16 protein-coding genes are annotated in these 18,499 nt (G+C 66.9%); 15 read left to right on the forward strand and 1 reads right to left on the reverse strand.

Going from position 1 to position 18,499, the window contains the following annotated elements:
* From bchB to bchJ, 14 genes are all read left to right on the forward strand, one after another.
* Positions 1-1,557 carry a ferredoxin:protochlorophyllide reductase (ATP-dependent) subunit B gene (bchB, locus tag ACQR1X_RS26625; protein WP_434899941.1) on the forward strand — a complete coding sequence of 519 codons (1,557 nt, stop codon included), beginning with the start codon at positions 1-3 and terminating at the stop codon, positions 1,555-1,557.
* Complete coding sequence (locus ACQR1X_RS26630) at positions 1,532-5,122, forward strand: magnesium chelatase subunit H (protein ID WP_434899942.1); 3,591 nt, start codon at positions 1,532-1,534, stop codon at positions 5,120-5,122. The genes bchB and ACQR1X_RS26630 overlap by 26 nt, the downstream gene beginning before the upstream one ends.
* The gene (bchL, locus tag ACQR1X_RS26635) at positions 5,119-6,024 is read left to right on the forward strand and encodes a ferredoxin:protochlorophyllide reductase (ATP-dependent) iron-sulfur ATP-binding protein (RefSeq protein WP_316217397.1); all 906 of its coding nucleotides are present in this window, start codon (positions 5,119-5,121) and stop codon (positions 6,022-6,024) included. The genes ACQR1X_RS26630 and bchL overlap by 4 nt, the downstream gene beginning before the upstream one ends.
* 13 nt (positions 6,025-6,037) lie before the next feature.
* Positions 6,038-6,739 (forward strand): magnesium protoporphyrin IX methyltransferase, encoded by a 702-nt coding sequence (gene bchM / locus ACQR1X_RS26640; RefSeq protein WP_434899943.1) that lies wholly within the window; start codon positions 6,038-6,040, stop codon positions 6,737-6,739.
* Positions 6,736-8,166, forward strand: coding sequence for a BCD family MFS transporter (locus ACQR1X_RS26645; protein WP_434899944.1), 1,431 nt, complete (start codon positions 6,736-6,738; stop codon positions 8,164-8,166). The genes bchM and ACQR1X_RS26645 overlap by 4 nt, the downstream gene beginning before the upstream one ends.
* Before the next feature lie 19 nt (positions 8,167-8,185).
* The gene (gene puhA / locus ACQR1X_RS26650) at positions 8,186-8,965 is read left to right on the forward strand and encodes a photosynthetic reaction center subunit H (protein WP_315803465.1); all 780 of its coding nucleotides are present in this window, start codon (positions 8,186-8,188) and stop codon (positions 8,963-8,965) included.
* Complete coding sequence (gene puhB, locus ACQR1X_RS26655) at positions 8,962-9,615, forward strand: photosynthetic complex putative assembly protein PuhB (RefSeq protein WP_434899945.1); 654 nt, start codon at positions 8,962-8,964, stop codon at positions 9,613-9,615. Before puhA ends, puhB begins: the two co-directional genes overlap by 4 nt.
* Before the next feature lie 13 nt (positions 9,616-9,628).
* A complete protein-coding gene (gene puhC, locus ACQR1X_RS26660) occupies positions 9,629-10,108 on the forward strand; it encodes a photosynthetic complex assembly protein PuhC (RefSeq protein WP_316183318.1) in 480 nt (159 codons plus the stop codon).
* On the forward strand, positions 10,105-10,410 hold the full coding sequence (locus ACQR1X_RS26665; RefSeq protein WP_316183319.1) for a hypothetical protein: 306 nt from the start codon (positions 10,105-10,107) through the stop codon (positions 10,408-10,410). Before puhC ends, ACQR1X_RS26665 begins: the two co-directional genes overlap by 4 nt.
* On the forward strand, positions 10,407-11,468 hold the full coding sequence (acsF, locus tag ACQR1X_RS26670; protein ID WP_315803469.1) for a magnesium-protoporphyrin IX monomethyl ester (oxidative) cyclase: 1,062 nt from the start codon (positions 10,407-10,409) through the stop codon (positions 11,466-11,468). The genes ACQR1X_RS26665 and acsF overlap by 4 nt, the downstream gene beginning before the upstream one ends.
* A gap of 13 nt (positions 11,469-11,481) precedes the next feature.
* Entirely contained in the window at positions 11,482-12,534 is a 1,053-nt protein-coding gene (gene puhE / locus ACQR1X_RS26675) for a putative photosynthetic complex assembly protein PuhE (RefSeq protein ID WP_316183321.1), read from the forward strand.
* Positions 12,531-13,742 (forward strand): 5-aminolevulinate synthase, encoded by a 1,212-nt coding sequence (hemA, locus tag ACQR1X_RS26680; protein WP_316183322.1) that lies wholly within the window; start codon positions 12,531-12,533, stop codon positions 13,740-13,742. The genes puhE and hemA overlap by 4 nt, the downstream gene beginning before the upstream one ends.
* Before the next feature lie 95 nt (positions 13,743-13,837).
* Positions 13,838-15,442 (forward strand): magnesium-protoporphyrin IX monomethyl ester anaerobic oxidative cyclase, encoded by a 1,605-nt coding sequence (gene bchE / locus ACQR1X_RS26685; RefSeq protein ID WP_434899946.1) that lies wholly within the window; start codon positions 13,838-13,840, stop codon positions 15,440-15,442.
* 171 nt (positions 15,443-15,613) lie between these two features.
* A complete protein-coding gene (gene bchJ / locus ACQR1X_RS26690) occupies positions 15,614-16,324 on the forward strand; it encodes a bacteriochlorophyll 4-vinyl reductase (RefSeq protein WP_434899947.1) in 711 nt (236 codons plus the stop codon).
* Between the two features lie 48 nt (positions 16,325-16,372).
* On the opposite strand, the gene ACQR1X_RS26695 is transcribed toward bchJ, so the two are convergent.
* Complete coding sequence (locus ACQR1X_RS26695) at positions 16,373-17,293, reverse strand: LysR family transcriptional regulator (RefSeq protein ID WP_434899948.1); 921 nt, start codon at positions 17,291-17,293, stop codon at positions 16,373-16,375.
* A 146-nt stretch (positions 17,294-17,439) separates the two neighbouring features.
* Here ACQR1X_RS26695 and ACQR1X_RS26700 point away from each other — a divergent pair, with 146 nt between their 5' ends.
* Complete coding sequence (locus tag ACQR1X_RS26700) at positions 17,440-18,495, forward strand: class 1 fructose-bisphosphatase (protein WP_434899949.1); 1,056 nt, start codon at positions 17,440-17,442, stop codon at positions 18,493-18,495.
* Positions 18,496-18,499: the final 4 nt, after the last annotated feature.

The following is an 18,499-nucleotide window of genomic DNA, read 5'->3' on the forward strand; positions in this document are numbered from 1 at the left end:
ATGCAGCTGTCGGTCTGGACCTATGAAGGACCGCCGCACATCGGAGCGATGCGCATTGCGACCGCGATGCGTGACGTGCACTACGTGCTGCACGCGCCCCAGGGCGACACCTACGCCGATCTCCTGTTCACGATGATCGAGCGCCGCGACCGTCGGCCGCCGGTCACCTACACGACCTTCCAGGCGCGTGATCTCGGCGGCGACACCGCGGATCTGCTGCAGAGCGCGGCGCGCGCGGCTTACGAGCGCTTCCAGCCCCAGGCGATGCTGGTCGGCGCGTCCTGCACCGCCGAGCTGATCCAGGACGATCCCGGCGGGCTGGCGCAGGCCTTGAGGCTTCCGATTCCGGTGATCCCGCTCGAGCTGCCGGCCTATCAGCGCAAGGAGAATTGGGGCGCCTCCGAAACTTTCTATCGGATTGTACGGGCGTTGGCTGCGTCTTCCGCTGATGGCTCCCCCCGCCGTGAGAAGGAGACAGGCGCCCGTCCAGTCTGCAACCTGCTTGGTCCGACGGCTCTCGGCTTCCGTCACCGCGACGACCTCGCGGAAGTGACCAGGCAGGTTGTGGAGCTCGGCATCGAGATCAACGTGGTCGCGCCGTGGAATGCGACGCCATCAGATCTCGCTCGTCTGCCACAAGCCGATTTCAACATCGTGCTCTATCCCGAGATCGCGCTGACGGCAGCGCAATGGCTGAACCGCCAGTTCGGCCAGCCCTATACGAAGACGATCCCGATCGGCGTTGGTGCCACGCGCGACTTCATCAAAGAGGTCGCCAGTCTTGCCGGTGTCGATGCAGAGTCGGTGCTGGCGCGAGCCGAGAGCCGGCTGCCCTGGTACTCGCGTTCGGTCGACTCGACCTATCTCACTGGCAAGCGCGTCTTCATCTTCGGCGACGCCACCCATGCCGTGGCCGCGGCGCGCGTCGCGACCCAGGAGCTCGGCTTCGAGGTCATCGGCCTCGGCACCTATGCCCGCGAATTCGCCCGCGAGATCCGCGAGGCCGCGGCGATCTACGGCGTCGAGCCGCTGATCACCGACGATTATCTCGAGGTCGAGGCCCGCGTCGGCGAACTGCGGCCGGAGCTCGTGCTCGGCACGCAGATGGAGCGGCATATCGCCAAGCGGCTCGGCATTGCCTGCGCTGTGATCTCGGCGCCGTGCCACGTGCAGGATTTCCCGGCGCGCTACTCGCCGCAGATGGGCTTCGAAGGCGCCAACGTGCTGTTCGACACCTGGGTTCATCCGCTGATGATGGGTCTGGAGGAGCATCTGCTCGGCATGTTCCGCGAGGACCATGAGTTCGCCGATCACGCGCCATCCCATCTCGGCGGCGCGCCGGCGGCTCCGCCGCAGCAGCCGCAGCTGCGCGTCGTTGAAACCGTCGCATCCGTTGAACTCGCCTGGGCCTCCGACGCCGAGCGCGAGCTGACAAAGATTCCCTTCTTCGTGCGCGGCAAGGCGCGCCGCAACACCGAACGGTTCGCGCGCGAGCGCAACGTCAACCTGATCACGCTCGAGACCTTGTACGATGCCAAAGCGCATTTCGGTCGCTGACGTCACACCCATCCGGGTGGTGATCGTGACGATGGACAGCCATCTCGCCTCGGCTGCCGTGCGTGCACGCACGACATTGCAGGCAGAGCTGCCCGGTCTCGATCTCAAGGTTCACGCGGCCGACGAGTGGGGCTGCAATCCGAACGCGCTCGCGCACTGCCTCGACGACATCGCCACCGGCGACATCGTGGTCGCCACCATGCTGTTCATGGAGGACCACATCCAGCCGGTGCTGCCCGCGCTGGCGGCGCGCCGCGACCACTGCGACGCCATGATCGGCTGCCTGTCGGCCGGCGAGGTCGTGCGCCTGACCCGTCTCGGCAAGCTGACGATGTCGGGCTCGGCCACCGGCGTGCTCGGCCTCTTGAAGCGGCTGCGCGGCAGCAACCGCTCAGGCTCTTCCAGCGGCCAGGGCCAGATGAAGATGCTGCAGCGGATGCCGCGGCTGCTGCGCTACATCCCTGGCACCGCGCAGGACCTGCGCGCCTACTTCCTGACGCTGCAATATTGGCTCGCCGGCTCCGAGCAGAATTTTGCGAACATGGTGCGCTTCCTGGTCGGCCGCTACGCCGACGGGCCGCGCGCCTCGCTGCGCGGCAGGCTGAATGCCGCCGAGCCGGTGACCTATCCGGATGTCGGTCTCTACCACCCGCGTCTGCCGCAGCGGATCGTGGAACGCGCCGACGAGCTGCCCACCACATCGAAGGCGGTCGGCCGCGTCGGCGTGATCTTGATGCGCTCCTATCTGCTCGCCGCCAACACCGGGCATTATGATGGTGTGATCGCGGCGCTGGAGGCGCGCGGGCTCGCCGTGGTGCCGGTGTTCGCCAGCGGGCTCGACTCGCGCCCCGCCATCGCGCGTTACTTCCAGAAGGACGGTGTCGCCACGGTCGACGCGGTGATCTCGCTCACCGGCTTCTCGCTGGTCGGCGGTCCCGCCTATAATGACGCGCGTGCGGCCGAGCAGGTCATGGCCGGGCTCAATGTGCCCTTGATCGCGGCGCATCCGCTGGAGTTCCAGACCGTCGAGCAGTGGCACGACGACGCGCGCGGTCTGACGCCGGTCGAAGCCACCATGATGGTCGCGATCCCCGAGCTCGACGGCGCCGTCGGCCCGACCGTGTTCGGCGGCCGGTCGGCGATGGCCGATGCCGGCCGTGACATGGCCTCACTGCCGGAGCGTGCGACGCAACTCGCCGCGCGGGTCGCGAGGCTCGTCGAGCTGCGCCGCTCGGCGCGCGCCGAGCGGAAGCTCGGCGTGGTGTTGTTCAACTTCCCGCCGAACGGCGGCAGCGCCGGCACCGCGGCCTATCTCTCGGTGTTCGAGTCGCTGCACAATGTGATGACATCGCTGCGTGCGGCAGGCTACACGATCGACGTCCCGGATACTGTGGACGCGCTGCGCAACCGTGTGCTCAAAGGCAATGCCGAGCGCTTCGGCACCGTCGCAAATGTCGCGGCGCGCATTCCGGTCGATCAGCATGTCCGGCGCGAACGTCATCTGGCCGAGATCGAGAAGCAGTGGGGCCCGGCGCCCGGCCGTCATCAGACCGATGGCGCGAGCCTCCTGGTGCTCGGCGAGCAGTTTGGCAATCTGTTCGTCGGCCTGCAGCCCGCCTTCGGCTACGAAGGCGATCCGATGCGGTTGCTGTTCGAGCGCAGCTTCGCGCCGACGCATGCGTTCGCAGCGTTCTATCGCTGGCTGCGCGAGGACTTCCGCGCGCATGCCGTGCTGCATTTCGGCACCCATGGCGCGCTCGAATTCATGCCGGGCAAGCAGGCCGGGCTGTCCGCAGAATGCTGGCCGGAGCGGCTGATCGGCGACCTGCCGAACTTCTACATCTACGCGTCCAACAATCCGTCCGAGGGCGCGCTCGCCAAGCGCCGGGGCGGCGCGACCCTGATCAGCTATCTCACGCCCTCGATCACCAGCGCCGGCCTCTACAAGGGTCTCGCCGACCTGAAGTCCTCGCTCGATGCCTGGCGCAATCTGTCGCCTGACGCCACTGATCAATTGAGGGAGGACAGTGCGGCGCTGATCCAGGCGCAGGCGGCGACCGTCGATCTCGCCGCCGCGGAGCCGGCCTGGGGCGATGAGCGCAACGCCAGGATCACCGCGCTGTCGGCCAGCGTGCTGGAGCTGGAATATTCGCTGATCCCGCACGGCCTGCACGTCGTCGGCTCGCCGCCGCCGGCGGAGCAGCGCGCCGAGCTGCTCGATCTCGCAGGGATCACCGACACAGCCAAGCGTACCGAACTCGACCGCTTGCTGGCGACTGACAACGAGACGCCCGCGATCGTGCATGCGCTCGACGGCGGCTACATCCGCCCGGTGCCGGGCGGCGATCTCTTGCGCAACACCGACGTGCTGCCCACGGGGCGCAATCTCCACGGCTTCGATCCGTTCCGCATCCCCAGCGCCTTCGCGCTCAAGGATGCCGAGCGCCAGGTGGCGCGGCTGCTGGCCCGCCATGCCGGCGAGGGTCACACGCTGCCGGAGACGATCGCGCTGGTGCTGTGGGGCACTGACAATCTCAAGACCGAGGGCGGGCCGATCGCGCAGGCACTGTGGCTGATGGGCGCCGAACCGCGCCATGACAGCTATGGCCGTCTCTGCGGCGCCAAGCTGATCCCGCTGGAGCAGCTCGGACGCCCGCGCATCGATGTCGTGATCACACTGTCCGGCATCTTCCGCGATTTGATGCCGCTGCAGACCAAGCTGCTGGCCGAAGCCGCGCTGCTCGCGGCATCGGCGGATGAGTCGGCCGAATTCAATTACGTGCGCAAGCATGCGCTGGCGTTCCAGGCCGCGCATGGCGGCGAGATCACCGATGCCGCGCTGCGCGTGTTCGGCAACGCCGAGGGCGCCTATGGCGCCAACGTCAACCATCTGATCGATTGCGGCGCCTGGACCGACGAGGACGAGCTCGCCGACGTCTATACGCGCCGCAAGGGCTTTGCCTATGGCACCGACGGCCGCCCTGTCAGGCGCGACGCGCTGCTCGGCTATGTGCTCGCCGGCGTCGATGCGGCCTATCAGAACGTCGACTCGGTCGAGCTCGGCGTCACCACCATCGATCATTATTTCGATACGCTCGGCGGCATCAGCCGCGCGGTGAAGCGCGCCAAGGGCGAGGCCGCGCCGGTCTATATCGGCGACCAGACCCGCGGCGAAGGCACGGTGCGCACGCTGTCGGAGCAGGTCGCGCTGGAGACCCGCACCCGCACGCTCAATCCGAAATGGTATGAGGCGCTGCTCGCTCACGGCTATGAGGGCGTGCGCCAGATCGAGTCGCACGTGACCAACACGGTCGGCTGGTCGGCCACCACGGGTCAGGTCGCGCCCTGGGTCTATCAGCAGATCACGACGACCTTCGTGCTCGACCCCGCGATGCGCGAGCGGCTCGCCTCGCTCAATCCGGCGGCGTCGGCGAAGATCGCCAACCGCCTGATCGAGGCGCATGAGCGCAACTACTGGACCCCGGACCCTGAAATGCTCGACGTGCTGCGCAAGGCCGGCGAAGAGCTCGAAGATCGCCTCGAAGGCGTGGGAGTGGCCGCATGAACGTGACCTTGAGACCTCCGCTGACGACGGCGCCGCGCCGACCTGACGGGGCCGGAAGCGTCCAGGTGCAACTCGACCCGAACGTGGTCATTGACACCGCGAAGGTGTTCTCGGTGTACGGCAAAGGCGGCATCGGCAAGAGTACGACATCGTCGAACCTCTCGGTCGCGCTGTCCAAGCTCGGCAAGCGCGTGCTGCAGATCGGTTGCGATCCGAAGCACGACTCCACCTTCACCCTGACCAAGCGGCTGGTGCCGACGGTCATCGACATCCTCGAGCAGGTCAACTTCCACGCAGAGGAGCTGCGCCCCGAGGACTTCGTCTACCAGGGCTACAATGGCGTGATGTGCGTCGAGGCCGGCGGGCCGCCGGCCGGCACCGGCTGCGGCGGCTATGTCGTCGGCCAGACCGTGAAGCTGCTCAAGGAGCATCATCTGCTCGAAGACACCGACGTGGTGATCTTCGACGTGCTCGGCGACGTCGTCTGCGGCGGCTTCGCCTCCCCGTTGCAGCATGCCGATCGCGCGCTGATCGTCGCCGCCAACGATTTCGACTCGATCTTCGCCATGAACCGAATCGTCGCCGCGATCCAGGCCAAGTCGCGCAACTATCCGGTGCGGCTCGGCGGCGTGATCGCCAACCGCAGTGCCGCGACCGACCAGATCGACAAGTTCAACGAGCGCATCGGCATGAAGATGCTGGCGCACTTCCCGGACCTCGACGTCATCCGGAAGAGCCGGCTGAAGAAGTGCACCTTGTTCGAGATGGAGCCGTCGCCGGACGTCGAGCGCGCCCAGAACGAATATCTGCGCCTCGCCGCCTCGCTGCTGGCCGGCGTCGAGCCGATCCAGGCCTTGCCGCTCAAGGACCGCGACATCTTCGATCTCCTGGGCTTCGATTGAGTGAGGCTGGCACATGACGACAGCGCAATATCTTGCCCGCCGCAGTGAAGTGGAGACCTATTTCGACCGCACCGCGGTCGCCGCCTGGACGCGGCTGACCTCGGATGCGCCGGTGGGCCGCATTCGCGCCACGGTGCGTGCCGGCCGTGACGAGATGCGGCGGACGCTGCTGTCGTGGTTGCCGCTCGATCTGCGCGGCGCGCGGATCCTGGATGCTGGCTGCGGCACCGGCAGCTTTTCCATCGAAGCCGCGCGGCGCGGCGCCGAGGTGGTCGCGGTCGATATCTCGCCGACCCTGATCGAGATCGCCCAGCGCCGGCTGCCGGACGACATCAGCCGCAGCGCCATCCGCTTCGTCGCCGGCGACATGCTGGATCCCAAGCATGGCGGCTTCAACTTCGTCGTCGCAATGGATTCCTTTATCCACTACCGCGCCGAGGATGCGGTGCGGATCGTCGCGGGCCTCGCCGCGCGCACCTCCGAATCCATTCTGATGACCTACGCACCGCGCACGCCGCTGCTGGCCGTCATGCATGCGGTCGGCGGCCTGTTTCCGCGTGGCAATCGCGCGCCGTCGATCGAGCCGGTCGCGGAGCAGAAGCTGTATCGTCTCATCGCCGACAACCATGATCTCGCCGACTGGCGCTGCGCGCGCAGTAGCCGCATCGCCAACGGCTTCTACATTTCACAAGCGCTGGAGCTTCGCCCGTCATGAGCGCGCGCGCACCATCGGTCCTGCAACTGTGGACGCGGCTGTCGTCGCGTTATCTGCCGTTCGCGGATGCCGCCTCGACCGAGCTGCCGCTGTCGCGCCTGATGCGGCTGTCGCTGTTCCAGGTCTCGATCGGCATATCGGTGGTGCTGCTCAACGGCACGCTCAACCGCGTCATGATCGTCGAGCTAGGCGTGCCCAGCTGGCTGGTCGCCACCATGGTGGCGCTGCCGCTGGTGTTCGCGCCGCTGCGGGTGCTGATCGGCTTCAAGTCCGATCATCATCGCTCCGTACTGGGCTGGCGCCGGGTGCCCTACATCTGGATGGGCACTTTGCTGCAGTTCGGCGGCCTCGCCATCATGCCGTTCGCGCTGCTGCTGCTGTCGTCGGGCGACGCGCCGGGCCAGGTGATCGCCGGCCGCATCGGTGCGGCGCTGGCCTTCCTCCTGGTCGGCGCCGGCCTGCATACGACCCAGACCGCCGGCCTGTCGCTTGCCACAGACATTGCCCCTGAGCACTCGCGCCCTCGCGTCGTCGCCTTCCTGTACGTGATGCTGATGTTCGGCATGATGGCGAGCGCGCTGACCTTTGGCGGGCTGCTCGCCGAGTTCAGCGAGATGCGGCTGATCCAGGTGATCCAGGGCGCGGCGCTGACCGAGATGGTGCTCAACGTCATCGCGCTTTGGAAGCAGGAGGCGCGCGATCCCTCGCGCACGTCGGCTGCACGTGAGCGGCCGCGCTTCGGCGATTCCTGGCGGCAGTTCCGCGAGGCCGGCGGCTCGATGCGGGTGCTGGTCGCGGTCGGGCTCGGCACGGCCGGCTTCACCATGCAGGACATCCTGCTTGAGCCGTATGGCGCGGAGATCCTGCACCTGACTGTCGGCGAGACGACAGCGCTGACGGCCTTGTTCGCCGCGGGCACGCTCGCCGGCTTCGGCCTCTCAGCGCGCCGCCTCGGCAAGGGCTCCGATCCCTATCGCATCGCCGCGCTCGGCGGGCTCGTCGGCCTGTTCGCCTTCTCCGCCGTGATCTTCTCGGCCCCGTTGGCCTCGCCCTTGGTGTTTCGGATCGGCACGACGCTGATCGGATTCGGCGGCGGCCTGTTCGCGGTTGGCACGCTGACGGCGGCGATGGCGCTGGTGCAGAACGGCGAGAGCGGGCTCGCGCTCGGCGCCTGGGGCGCAGTGCAGGCGACGTCAGCGGGTGTAGCCATCGCCGGCGGTGGCGCCATTCGCGATGTGATGTCGCAGCTGGCATTGAATGGAAGCCTCGGCGTCGCGCTCGCCGGGCCGGCGACCGGCTACAGTATCGTCTACCACGTCGAGATCGCGCTGCTGTTCGTCACCCTTGCGGTGATCGGGCCGCTGGTGCGGCGGCGGGCGGCGGAGCCACAGCAGCTTCAATTCGGAATCGTTGAATTTCCAGGTTAGCCCAGTCGGGGAGGAAGCCATGACGTCTTTCACGAGCTACATCGATGTCGCCCAGGTGGTGCTTTACGGGTTCTGGGTGTTCTTCGCAGGCCTGATCTTCTACCTGCGCACCGAGGACAAGCGCGAAGGCTATCCGCTGCAGTTCGAAGGCCGGATCGGCCGGCAGACGGCGTCGAGCGGTCACGGCTTCCCGACGCCGCCGTCACCCAAGACCTATCATATGCATGGCGGGCGCACCGCCACTCTGCCGAACTGGGACAACGACCGCGCCGATGCGCCGGTCACGCCGATGTATCCCTGGCCCGGCACGCCCTATCTGCCGACCGGCAATCCGATGCTCGACGGCGTCGGCCCGGGCTCCTTCGCCGCGCGCAAGGACGAGCCGGAGCTGACCATGGACAACATCCCCGCGATCGTGCCGCTGCGCGTCGACGGCAGCATCTTCATCGCCTCGGAGGACCCGGATCCGCGCGGCATGCCGGTGATCGGCTGCGACGGCAGGCTCGGCGGCAAGGTCCGCGAGGTCTGGGTCGACCGCGCCGAGATGCTGATCCGCTATCTCGAAGTCGAGGTCGAGGGCATCGTCGGACGCCACGTGCTGCTGCCGATGACCATGGCCATCGTCGACAAGTCGCGCAAGGCGGTGCTGGTCGACGCCATTCTCGGCTCGCAATTCGCCAGCGTGCCCGGTCTCGCCAGCCCCGATCAGGTCACCAAGCTCGAGGAGGACAAGATCGTCGGCTACTACGGCGGCGGCCATCTCTATGCGACCCCTGCACGCCAGGAGCCGCTGCTGTGAGCACCCGTCGGGACCAGGATCAGCTGATGCTGCCGGCAGGCGAGCGCCTGTTGTGGCAGGGACAGCCCACGGTGAAGGCGCTGCTGCTGCGCGTCTTCCACCTGCGCCTGGTGCTCGCCTACTTCGCGGCGCTGTTCGGCGCCCGCGTGGTGACGGGCACGCTGGATCACCAGCCGCTCGCGGCCTCGCTCGCCGGCGCGTCCTCGCTGGTGACGCCTGTGGCGCTCGCGACGCTGCTGCTCACGGGCCTCGCGGTGCTCTACAGCCGTACCACGCGCTACACCATCACCTCCAAGCGCGTGCTGCTGCAGTTCGGTGCCGTGCTGCCGATGACCTTGAACGTGCCCTTCAAGCAGGTGGCGCGCGCGGACGTGAAGCTGTTCTCCGACGGCTCCGGCGATCTGCCGCTCGGCGTCACCGCCCAGCAGCGGCTGTCCTATCTGCTGCTGTGGCCGCATGCGCGTCCGTGGCGGCTGAACGAGGTCGAGCCGATGCTGCGCGGCGTGCCTGATGCCCGCGAGGCGGCCGAGATCCTCGCAAAGGCGCTGGTCGCGGCCTCGGACGGCGCGGTCGCGGCGCAGCCGATCGCCGCGGGCAACGGACAGCCGCAAGGCGCGTCGCCTGCGGGTGCGGTCGCCAGCGCGGCGTGATCAGGAGGATGTCATGAGCCAAGCCGAGAGCCATGTCGATGTTCACGCCGAACCTGAGATCGTCATTCCGAAGGGCGCGCTGCGCGCGGCCTTCGCACTGGTTGCCTTCACCCTGGTTGCGGCCGGCGTCGGCCGCTGGACGGGTGTAGGCACTGTCCACATCGATCACGCTGTCGCCGTGCAAACGGTGGCGCTGCGGTTCGAGGACCGTCCCGATGGCGGCATCTCCGTCGTGTCGCCCGACAGCGGCAAGGTGGTCGGAGTCGTCGAGGCCGGCGGCGACGGCTTCCTGCGCACGGTCCTGCGCAGCATGGCGTTCGATCGCCAGCGTCACGCGATCGGTTCGGGGCCGGCCTTCACGATCAACCGCTGGTCCGATGGACGCATGAGCCTGGACGATCCGGCGACCGGACGGCGCGTCGATCTCGGGTCGTTCGGCAACGACAACAAGCGCCGGTTCACGGAGCTGATGACGATGGGAGAAACGCGATGAGAGGATTATGGGCCAACGAGCCGCGCCGCTTCGAGATCGGCTGCAGCATCGAGGTCGAGCAGACCTCGGAAACGCTGCACGCGCATGTCACTCTGGACCGCGATGTCGGCATCCGCCCGGGTGACGAGGTCGTCATTCATGGCGAGCCGATCACGGTCAAGTTCGGCGAGCAGCTCAATTTGCGGCGCACCGCTACCGTCGTTCGGGCCGGTCCCTTGAAGCGCGCGATGATGCATGTCGCGGGCTATCTCGAGCTCACGGAACTGTACGACGTCAGCTTTTCGGACGGGAGGGTCAGATGATCGCAATGGAAGGCGGATCCGGCAATATCTCCACCAAGATGGCGCTGGAGGACACGATCCTCACGCCACGCTTCTACACCACCGATTTCGCGGCGATGGACCGGCTCAATGTCGACCTGGTGCGCCGCGAATGGGATGCTGTCATGGCCGAGCTGCGCGCCGACCACAACCGCAAGCACTTCGTGCGCACGCCGGAATTCGACAAGGATCTCAACGAGCTGCCGGAGGCGCTTCGCGCCGAGTTCAAGGACTTCCTGGTGTCGTCGCTGACCGCCGAGTTCTCCGGCTGCGTGCTGTATGCCGAGATCAAGAAGCGGATCACCAATCCCGACATCCGTGAGCTGTTCCAGTTCATGAGCCGCGACGAGGCGCGCCATGCCGGCTTCATCAACGAGATCCTCAAGGATCACGGCATCGGCGTCGACCTGAGCTTCCTCACCAAGACGAAGAAGTACACCTACTTCAGGCCGAAGTTCATCTTCTACGCGACCTATCTCTCCGAGAAGATCGGCTATGCCCGCTACATCACCATCTATCGGCAGATGGAGCGGAACCCGGAGCGCCAGTTTCACCCGATCTTCAAGTGGTTCGAGAGGTGGTGCAACGACGAGTTCCGCCACGGCGAGGCGTTCGCGCTGCTGATGCGCGCCGATCCGAAGCTGCTCAGCGGCCTCAACAAGCTGTGGATCAAGTTCTTCCTGCTCGCAGTGTTCGCCACGATGCACGTCCGCGACCACATGCGTCCCGCCTTCTACGAGGCGCTCGGCATGCCCGTGGACGAGTACGACATGCGCGTGTTCCGCATCACCTCGGAGATTTCGCGGCAGGTCTTCCCGGTGATGCTCGACATCGACAATCCGCGCTTCTGGGACGGCCTGAAGCGGCTGCGCGGGATATCGGAGGCGATTGCGGATGCCAAGGCGCAGGGCGGCATCATGGGCACGCTCAAGCGCGCCGTGCTGCCGCTCAAGGCGGCGCTGACCTTCGGCCGGCTCTACATGCTGCCGGCCAAGAGCAACGCGCTGCCACGGGAGATCAGGCTGCAACCCGCCTGGTGACAAGGAGCCGGCCATGGGCGCGACCGCGATTGCCATTCCCTATGTCGTGTTCGTCTGGTGGTTCTCGACCGGCGCCGTGCTGGCGCTGGTCGGGCTCGCCGCCCGCCATCCGGCCGCGTTCAAATGGGGCACGGCCGCGGCGTTCGTCGCGGCCCTGTCGGGCGTCGCGGTGTCGAGCCAGGCCGCCGAGGACGCCAACGCCTATTGCGCCTTCACCTGCGCGATCCTGCTGTGGGGCACGGTGGAGATGTCGCTGCTCGCCGGCTGGATCACCGGCCCACGCCCCGAGCCGTGCCCGCGCGACTGCACGCCGGCCTCGCGCGTCGGCTTCGCGCTGCAGGCGATCGCCTATCACGAGCTGGCGCTGATCGCGACCGCTGGCCTCGTCTTCGCGGTGACATCGGGCGCGCCCAACCGTCTGAGCTGGTGGACCTTCGCCGCGCTGCTGGTGCTCAGGCAGAGCGCGAAGATCAATCTGTTCCTCGGCGTGCGCACCCTGAACGACGAGCTGCTGCCGCAGCAGGTCCGCTTCATGCGCAGCTATTTCGCCAAGAAGTCGACCAACCTGCTGTTCCCATTCTCGATTGCCGCGGCGACCACCGCGACCGTGCTGGTCGCTGCCGCCGCGCTCGGCGCCAAATCCTCTTTCGACGGCGTCGCGCTGTCACTGCTCGCCTCGTTGATCGCGCTCGGCCTGCTCGAGCATGGCTTCATGGCGCTGCCGATGCCGGTGATCAATCTGTGGCGCTGGAGCGCGCCAGTCGAGCCGGCGATGGCGACCGTCGCTGCCATCCCGGCACCGGCGCCCGTGATGCCCATGGCGCGTCCGGTGCTGGCCGTCGTACCGGCCACGCCTGAGGTGGAGCGCCCCATGCCTGCGCCAAAGACGTCGATGTCGGCGCAGAAGACTGCCGCCGCCCTGGCGCGGCAGCGGCTCGAAGAGCAGTTCCGCCAGGCCTATCGCCAGGCCCGCGCTGACGCGCAGGCGCAAACCATCACGGGACTGGCCGCGGTGTCGGTCACGCCGCCGGTCGATCCGAACACAGCACAGGGGGGAGTACCATGAACTACGAAGACTATTTCCGCCGCCAGCTCGACGGTCTCAGGCGCGAAGGACGCTACCGCGTGTTCGCCGACCTCGAGCGCAAGGCCGGCGCCTTCCCGCGCGCGACCTATCGTGGCCCCCATGGCGAGCGCGATGTCGCGGTGTGGTGCTCCAACGACTATCTCGGCATGGGCCAGCACCCCAAGGTGCTGGAGGTGATGCACGAGGCGCTCGACCGCTGCGGTGCCGGCGCCGGCGGCACCCGCAACATCAGCGGCACCAATCACTATCATGTGCTGCTGGAGGAAGAGCTCGCCGATCTCCACGGCAAGCAGGCCGCGCTGCTGTTCAATTCGGGCTACGTCTCGAACTGGACCTCGCTGTCGACCCTGGCGGCGCGCATGCCCGGCTGCGTGATCCTGTCCGACGAGCTCAACCACGCCTCGATGATCGAGGGCATCCGTCACAGCCGCTGCGAGACCCGGATCTGGCGCCACAACGACGTCGCCGATCTCCGCGACAAGCTGTCGGATCTCGATCCCAAGGCGCCGAAGCTGATCGCGTTCGAGAGCGTCTATTCGATGGATGGCGACATCTCGCCGATCTCCGATATCTGCGACGTCGCCGACGAATACAACGCCATGACCTATCTCGACGAGGTCCACGCCGTCGGCCTGTACGGCCCGCGCGGCGGCGGCATCTCCGAGCGCGACGGTGTCGCCGATCGCCTGACCGTGATCGAGGGGACCCTGGCCAAGGCGTTCGGCGTGATCGGCGGCTACATCACGGCGTCCAGCACCGTCTGCGATTTCGTCCGCAGCTTCGCCTCCGGCTTCATCTTCTCCAGCTCGCTGCCCCCCGCGGTCGCCGCCGGCGCGCTCACCAGCATCCGGCATCTCAAGGCGAGCAATGTCGAGCGTGCAAGGCATCAAGACCGCGTCGCGCGGCTGCGCCGCCGGCTCGACGAGGCCGGCGTCAGCCATCTCGACAATCCCAGCCACATCGTGCCGGTGATGGTGCGCGACCCCGTGCTGTGCAAGCGGATCAGCGACGTCCTGCTCGACCGCTACGGCATCTACGTGCAGCCGATCAACTATCCGACGGTGCCACGCGGCACCGAGCGGCTGCGCATCACGCCGTCGCCTTATCACTCCGATGCGGACATCGAGCATCTGGTGTCGGCGCTCTCGGAGATCTGGGCCGAGATGGGCCTCGCGCTGGCGGCCTGACGGAAGAGGAATTGCACGGCGTTTGAGCCATATCAATTTGTCAATCTAGCTTGACGTTACGATTGTTGGACAAATTGATAATCGGGGAGAACGCCGTGCGGATCCTGTTGCTGCATCCGAATTATCACTCCGGCGGCGCCGAGATCGCCGGCAACTGGCCGCCGGCCTGGGCGGCCTACATCTCCGGCGCGCTGAAGGCCGCGGGCTTCACGGACCTTCGCTTCATCGATGCGATGACCAACGATCTCTCCGAGGATCAGGTCCGCGCCATTCTGCGCAGCGAACAGCCTGACGTGATTGGCTGCACCGCGATCACACCCTCGATCTACAAGGCCGAGCGGCTGCTGGAGATCGCCAGGGAAGAGCAATCCGACGCGCTCACCGTGCTCGGCGGCATCCACGCCACCTTCATGTACCAGCAGGTGCTGACCGAGGCGCCGTGGATCGACGCCATCGTGCGCGGCGAGGGCGAGGAGATCATCGTCGACCTGATGCGCGCCCGCGAGGACGGCCGCTGGGACAACGACCGCAGCAGCATCAGGGGCATCGCCTATCGCGACGGCTCGGAGGTGGTGGCCACGGTGGCGGCGCCGACGGTGAAGAATCTCGATGCGATCACGCCCGACTGGAGCGTGCTCGAATGGAGCAAGTACATCTACATTCCGATGAACAAGCGGGTCGCCATCCCCAACATGGCGCGCGGCTGCCCGTTCACCTGCAGCTTCTGCTCGCAGTGGAAGTTCTGGCGCGACTATCGCATCCGAGACCCGAAGAGGGTGGTCGACGAGATCGAGACACTGATGCGCGAGCACGATGTCGGCTTCTTCATCCTCGCCGACGAGGAGCCGACCATCAACAAGAAGAAATTCGTCGCGTTCTGCGAGGAGCTGATCCGGCGCGACCTCAAGATCCTCTGGGGCATCAACACCCGCGTCACCGACATCCTGCGCGACGAGGCGCTGCTGCCGCTGTATCGCAAGGCCGGCCTGATCCACGTCTCGCTCGGTACGGAAGCCGCCGCACAGATGAAGCTCGACCGCTTCAACAAGGAGACCACGGTCGCGCAGAACAAGAAGGCGATCCAGCTCTTGCGCGACGCCGGCATCGTCGTCGAGGCGCAGTTCATCGTCGGCCTCGAGAACGAGACCCGCGAGACCCTGGAAGAGACCTACCAGATGGCGCGCGACTGGAGGCCGGACCTCGCCAACTGGGCGATGTACACGCCGTGGCCATTCTCCGACCTGTTCCGCGACCTCGGCGACAAGGTCGAGATCTTCGACTACGAGAAGTACAATTTCGTCACGCCGATCATGAAGCCCGACGCAATGGATCGCGGCGAGCTGCTCGACGGCGTCATGAACAACTACCGCCGCTTCTACATGCACAAGGCGCTGTTCTCGTACCCGTGGGCCGGCTCGGGCGAGCGCAGGCGCTATCTGCTCGGCTGCCTCAAGGCGTTCCTGAAATCCGGCTTCGAGCGGAAATTCTACGATCTTGGCCGCGTCAATTACTGGGGGCCGCAGTCCAAGGGCAAGGTCGATTTCGGCTTCGATACGTCGCGCAAGCGCGCTGATCCCGGCAAGATCGAATGGAAGACGAGCCATAATCGCAAGCTGAGCGGACCGCAGCAGGCCCAGCTGATGGCCTGCGGCGGCGGCACCGAGCAGATGAGCGAAGAGGCCGAGACGAGGGTGCACTGACATGCACGGCACGTGCGCTCAGCAACTTCAGTTGCCGCGCGCTTCGGCGGCAGCCAGTCACGCCTCGTGCGCTGCCGCAGGAACTCTGAAGTCGGCGCCGTCCCGGGCCTCATGGTTCTCAGGGCGATGCGAAGGCATCGCCCGAACGCGCCGCAAGCGGCGCTCCTCACCATGAGGGTCTCTCATGGCGCCTCGCAAACAGCCCTCGTCCTGAAGAGCCAGCCGGAGGCGGGCGTCTCGAAGAACGGTGGAAGGCACGCCACTGACCCAGGACGTGAGCAAGACGCCGATGATCTCCACCAGGCCGGGCGCATCGGCCCCAATGCGATCATCCAGACCGCGGAAGCCTTGCGTCTGCTGCACGGCGAGGAGGCCGCGCGCTGCGTGTTCGCGGCCGCGCGGCTCGACACCTATCTCGCGACGCCTCCAGCGGCGATGGTCGACGAAGCCGAGGTCTCGCGGCTCCATCGTGCGCTTCGGACCGAGCTCGACGACGAGACCGCGCGTGCCGTCAGCACCAGGGCAGGGCGGCTGACCGGCGCCTATCTGCTTGCGCATCGCATCCCCGGCGCGGCGCAACGTGTGCTCCGGCTGCTGCCGGCCCGGCTCGCGAGCCGCGCGCTGACGCGGGCGATATCCGCGCATGCCTGGACGTTTGCCGGGACCGGCACCTTCACCGCATGCCCGGGCCGGCCCACCATCTACCAGATCAGCCATTGTCCGCTGTGCCGCGGGCATCACGGCGATCACGCCATCTGCGACTTCTACGCTGCGACCTTCGAGACGCTGTTCGCAACGCTCGTGCACCCCGACGCCCATGCGCGTGAGATCGCCTGCGAAGCCTGGGGTGACGAGGCCTGCCGGTTCGAGATCGATTGGTGAGACGGCGCCATGCGAGACGCGACGCCGCCTTGGCATCGGGTGCGGCGCTCAGCCCGGCAGAAATCGCGCGCCTTCCTTGCCGAGGAAGTCCAGCATCGCCTGCGCCGGCGGCAGCAGCAGCTTGTCGGCACGCCGCACCGCGTGCCACTGCCGGATGATCGGCAGGCCCGCGACCTTCAACGTGACCAGCCGCCCCTCGCTGAGCTCATGGGCGACCGTGTGCTGCGAGATGAAGGCGATGCCGAGGCCGGCGATGACGGCCTGCTTGATGGTCTCGTTGCTGTCCATCTCCATGCTGGTCTTTGGTTTCAGACCATGCTTCTCGAAGAATGCCTCCATCAGCAGACGGGTGCCTGATCCCGGCTCCCGGGTGATGAACACCTCGCCGGCGAGATCCTCGGCCGCGATCCGCTTGCGGCGCGCCAGCCGGTGGTTGGCGGGGGCGATGATGATGTGCGGGTGCTTGCCGAAGGGCCGCATATCCACGGGAACGTCGGCCGGTGGCCGGCCCATGATGGCAATGTCGAGATCATAGCCGCGCAGCGCCTCGCGCAGGCTGTCGCGGTTGCCGATCCGCAAGGTGACGTCGATCTTGGGGAAGCGCCGCGAAAATTCCGCGATCGCAAACGGCACGAAATATTTCGCGGTGCTGACCGCGCCGATCGCCACGCGGCCGCCGCTGCGTCCGGCGAGAATGTCGAGCGCCTGCTCGCAATCCTGCAAGGCGGCCTCGACGCGTTCGGCCAGCGCCAGCACGCTGCGCCCGGCCTCGGTCAGGATCATGCCGTCGGTGGTGCGCTGGATCAGCGGCAGCCCGGCGAGCTCCTGAAGATTGCGGATCTGCAGGGTGACGGCAGGCTGCGTGAGGTTCAAACGGCCGGCCGCTGACGTCACCGACCCCGAGTTTTGCACGGCGGCCAGCGCCCGAAGCTGGCGGATGGTGAGATCGCGCGAGAAATGCCGGCTCATGGAACCCTCGATCAGATCGTTCACATAAGGAAAACTTTGGTCTATCCAAAGATATTGAAATTTCCCTAATTAGGCAAATCGAGTGTTGATAGCAGCGCGGCACGACGCATTCGTGCGGCTTCATCAAGTTCCCGGCAGAGGATCTGATGGCGAGGGAGTGGCCCATGGATCAACAGATGGATCATCATCAGACATTGCAGGCACATCTGGCGGCGCAGGGTGCCGACGCCGATTGCGCCGCGGTCATCGCGGCTCTGGCCGGGGCGGCGCGCGAGCTCGCGCGGCAGATCGCGGTCGCGCCGCTGTCCGGCGTCGACGAAGGCGCCGCCACCGTGAACGCCGACGGCGACGTCCAGAAGGCGCTCGACATCGTCGCCGACAACCTGATGCGGGATGCGCTGCGCCGGGCTCCGGTCGCTGGCATCCTGTCCGAAGAGGGCGACCGGCCGGAAACGGTCAATGCTGCTGCCCCACTTTGCGTGGCGATCGACCCGCTCGACGGCTCGTCGAACCTGCAGAACAACATCTCCGTCGGCACCATCTTCTCGATCCGCCCGCGGGGGCGCGACGTGCTCTCCAGCTTCTTCGAGCCCGGCACGGCACAGCTTGCCGCCGGCTTCTTCGTCTATGGACCGCAGACCTGCCTGGTGCTCGCGATCGACCATCGCGTCGATCTCTACGTCCTGCATCCGACCTTGCACGAGTTCATGCTCGCCAAGTCCGGGATCCGCATCCCGCAGGATACGCCGGAGTTCGCCATCAACGCGTCGAACCGCCGGCACTGGAGCGGGACCGTGCGCAACTATGTCGACGAATGCCTGTCGGGCGCCGCCGGCCCGCGCGGCCGCGACTTCAACATGCGCTGGATCGCCTCGCTGGTCGCCGAGGCCTATCGTATCCTGATGCGCGGCGGCGTGTTCCTCTATCCGGCCGACTCCCGCCCGGGCTATCGCGAGGGCCGGCTGCGGCTGGTCTACGAAGCGCATCCGATGGCGCTGATCATGGAATGGGCCGGCGGCTCGGCCTCGAGCGGCCGCGCGCGCATCCTCGAACTGTCGGCGCGCTCGCCGCATCAGCGCGCGCCGCTGATCATGGGCGACGTCCGCCTCGTCCGCGACGTCGACCAACTGCATGAGGGCATCGAGCCGCTGTTCGAAACCAGCGATGCGCCCCTGTTCGCGCGGCGCGGCCTGTTCCGCTGAGCCT

Origin of the sequence: Bradyrhizobium sp. HKCCYLRH3073 (assembly GCF_051167995.1) — a bacterium.
Lineage (GTDB): Bacteria > Pseudomonadota > Alphaproteobacteria > Rhizobiales > Xanthobacteraceae > Bradyrhizobium.

Coding starts and splice junctions, on each gene's coding strand:
- bchB (WP_434899941.1), top strand. CDS start 1: ATGCAGCTGTCGGTCTGGACCTATGAAGGACCGCCGCACATCGGAGCG.
- ACQR1X_RS26630 (WP_434899942.1), top strand. CDS start 1,532: ATGCCAAAGCGCATTTCGGTCGCTGACGTCACACCCATCCGGGTGGTG.
- bchL (WP_316217397.1), top strand. CDS start 5,119: ATGAACGTGACCTTGAGACCTCCGCTGACGACGGCGCCGCGCCGACCT.
- bchM (WP_434899943.1), top strand. CDS start 6,038: ATGACGACAGCGCAATATCTTGCCCGCCGCAGTGAAGTGGAGACCTAT.
- ACQR1X_RS26645 (WP_434899944.1), top strand. CDS start 6,736: ATGAGCGCGCGCGCACCATCGGTCCTGCAACTGTGGACGCGGCTGTCG.
- puhA (WP_315803465.1), top strand. CDS start 8,186: ATGACGTCTTTCACGAGCTACATCGATGTCGCCCAGGTGGTGCTTTAC.
- puhC (WP_316183318.1), top strand. CDS start 9,629: ATGAGCCAAGCCGAGAGCCATGTCGATGTTCACGCCGAACCTGAGATC.
- ACQR1X_RS26665 (WP_316183319.1), top strand. CDS start 10,105: ATGAGAGGATTATGGGCCAACGAGCCGCGCCGCTTCGAGATCGGCTGC.
- acsF (WP_315803469.1), top strand. CDS start 10,407: ATGATCGCAATGGAAGGCGGATCCGGCAATATCTCCACCAAGATGGCG.
- puhE (WP_316183321.1), top strand. CDS start 11,482: ATGGGCGCGACCGCGATTGCCATTCCCTATGTCGTGTTCGTCTGGTGG.
- hemA (WP_316183322.1), top strand. CDS start 12,531: ATGAACTACGAAGACTATTTCCGCCGCCAGCTCGACGGTCTCAGGCGC.
- bchJ (WP_434899947.1), top strand. CDS start 15,614: ATGAGGGTCTCTCATGGCGCCTCGCAAACAGCCCTCGTCCTGAAGAGC.
- ACQR1X_RS26695 (WP_434899948.1), bottom strand. CDS start 17,293: ATGAGCCGGCATTTCTCGCGCGATCTCACCATCCGCCAGCTTCGGGCG.
- ACQR1X_RS26700 (WP_434899949.1), top strand. CDS start 17,440: ATGGCGAGGGAGTGGCCCATGGATCAACAGATGGATCATCATCAGACA.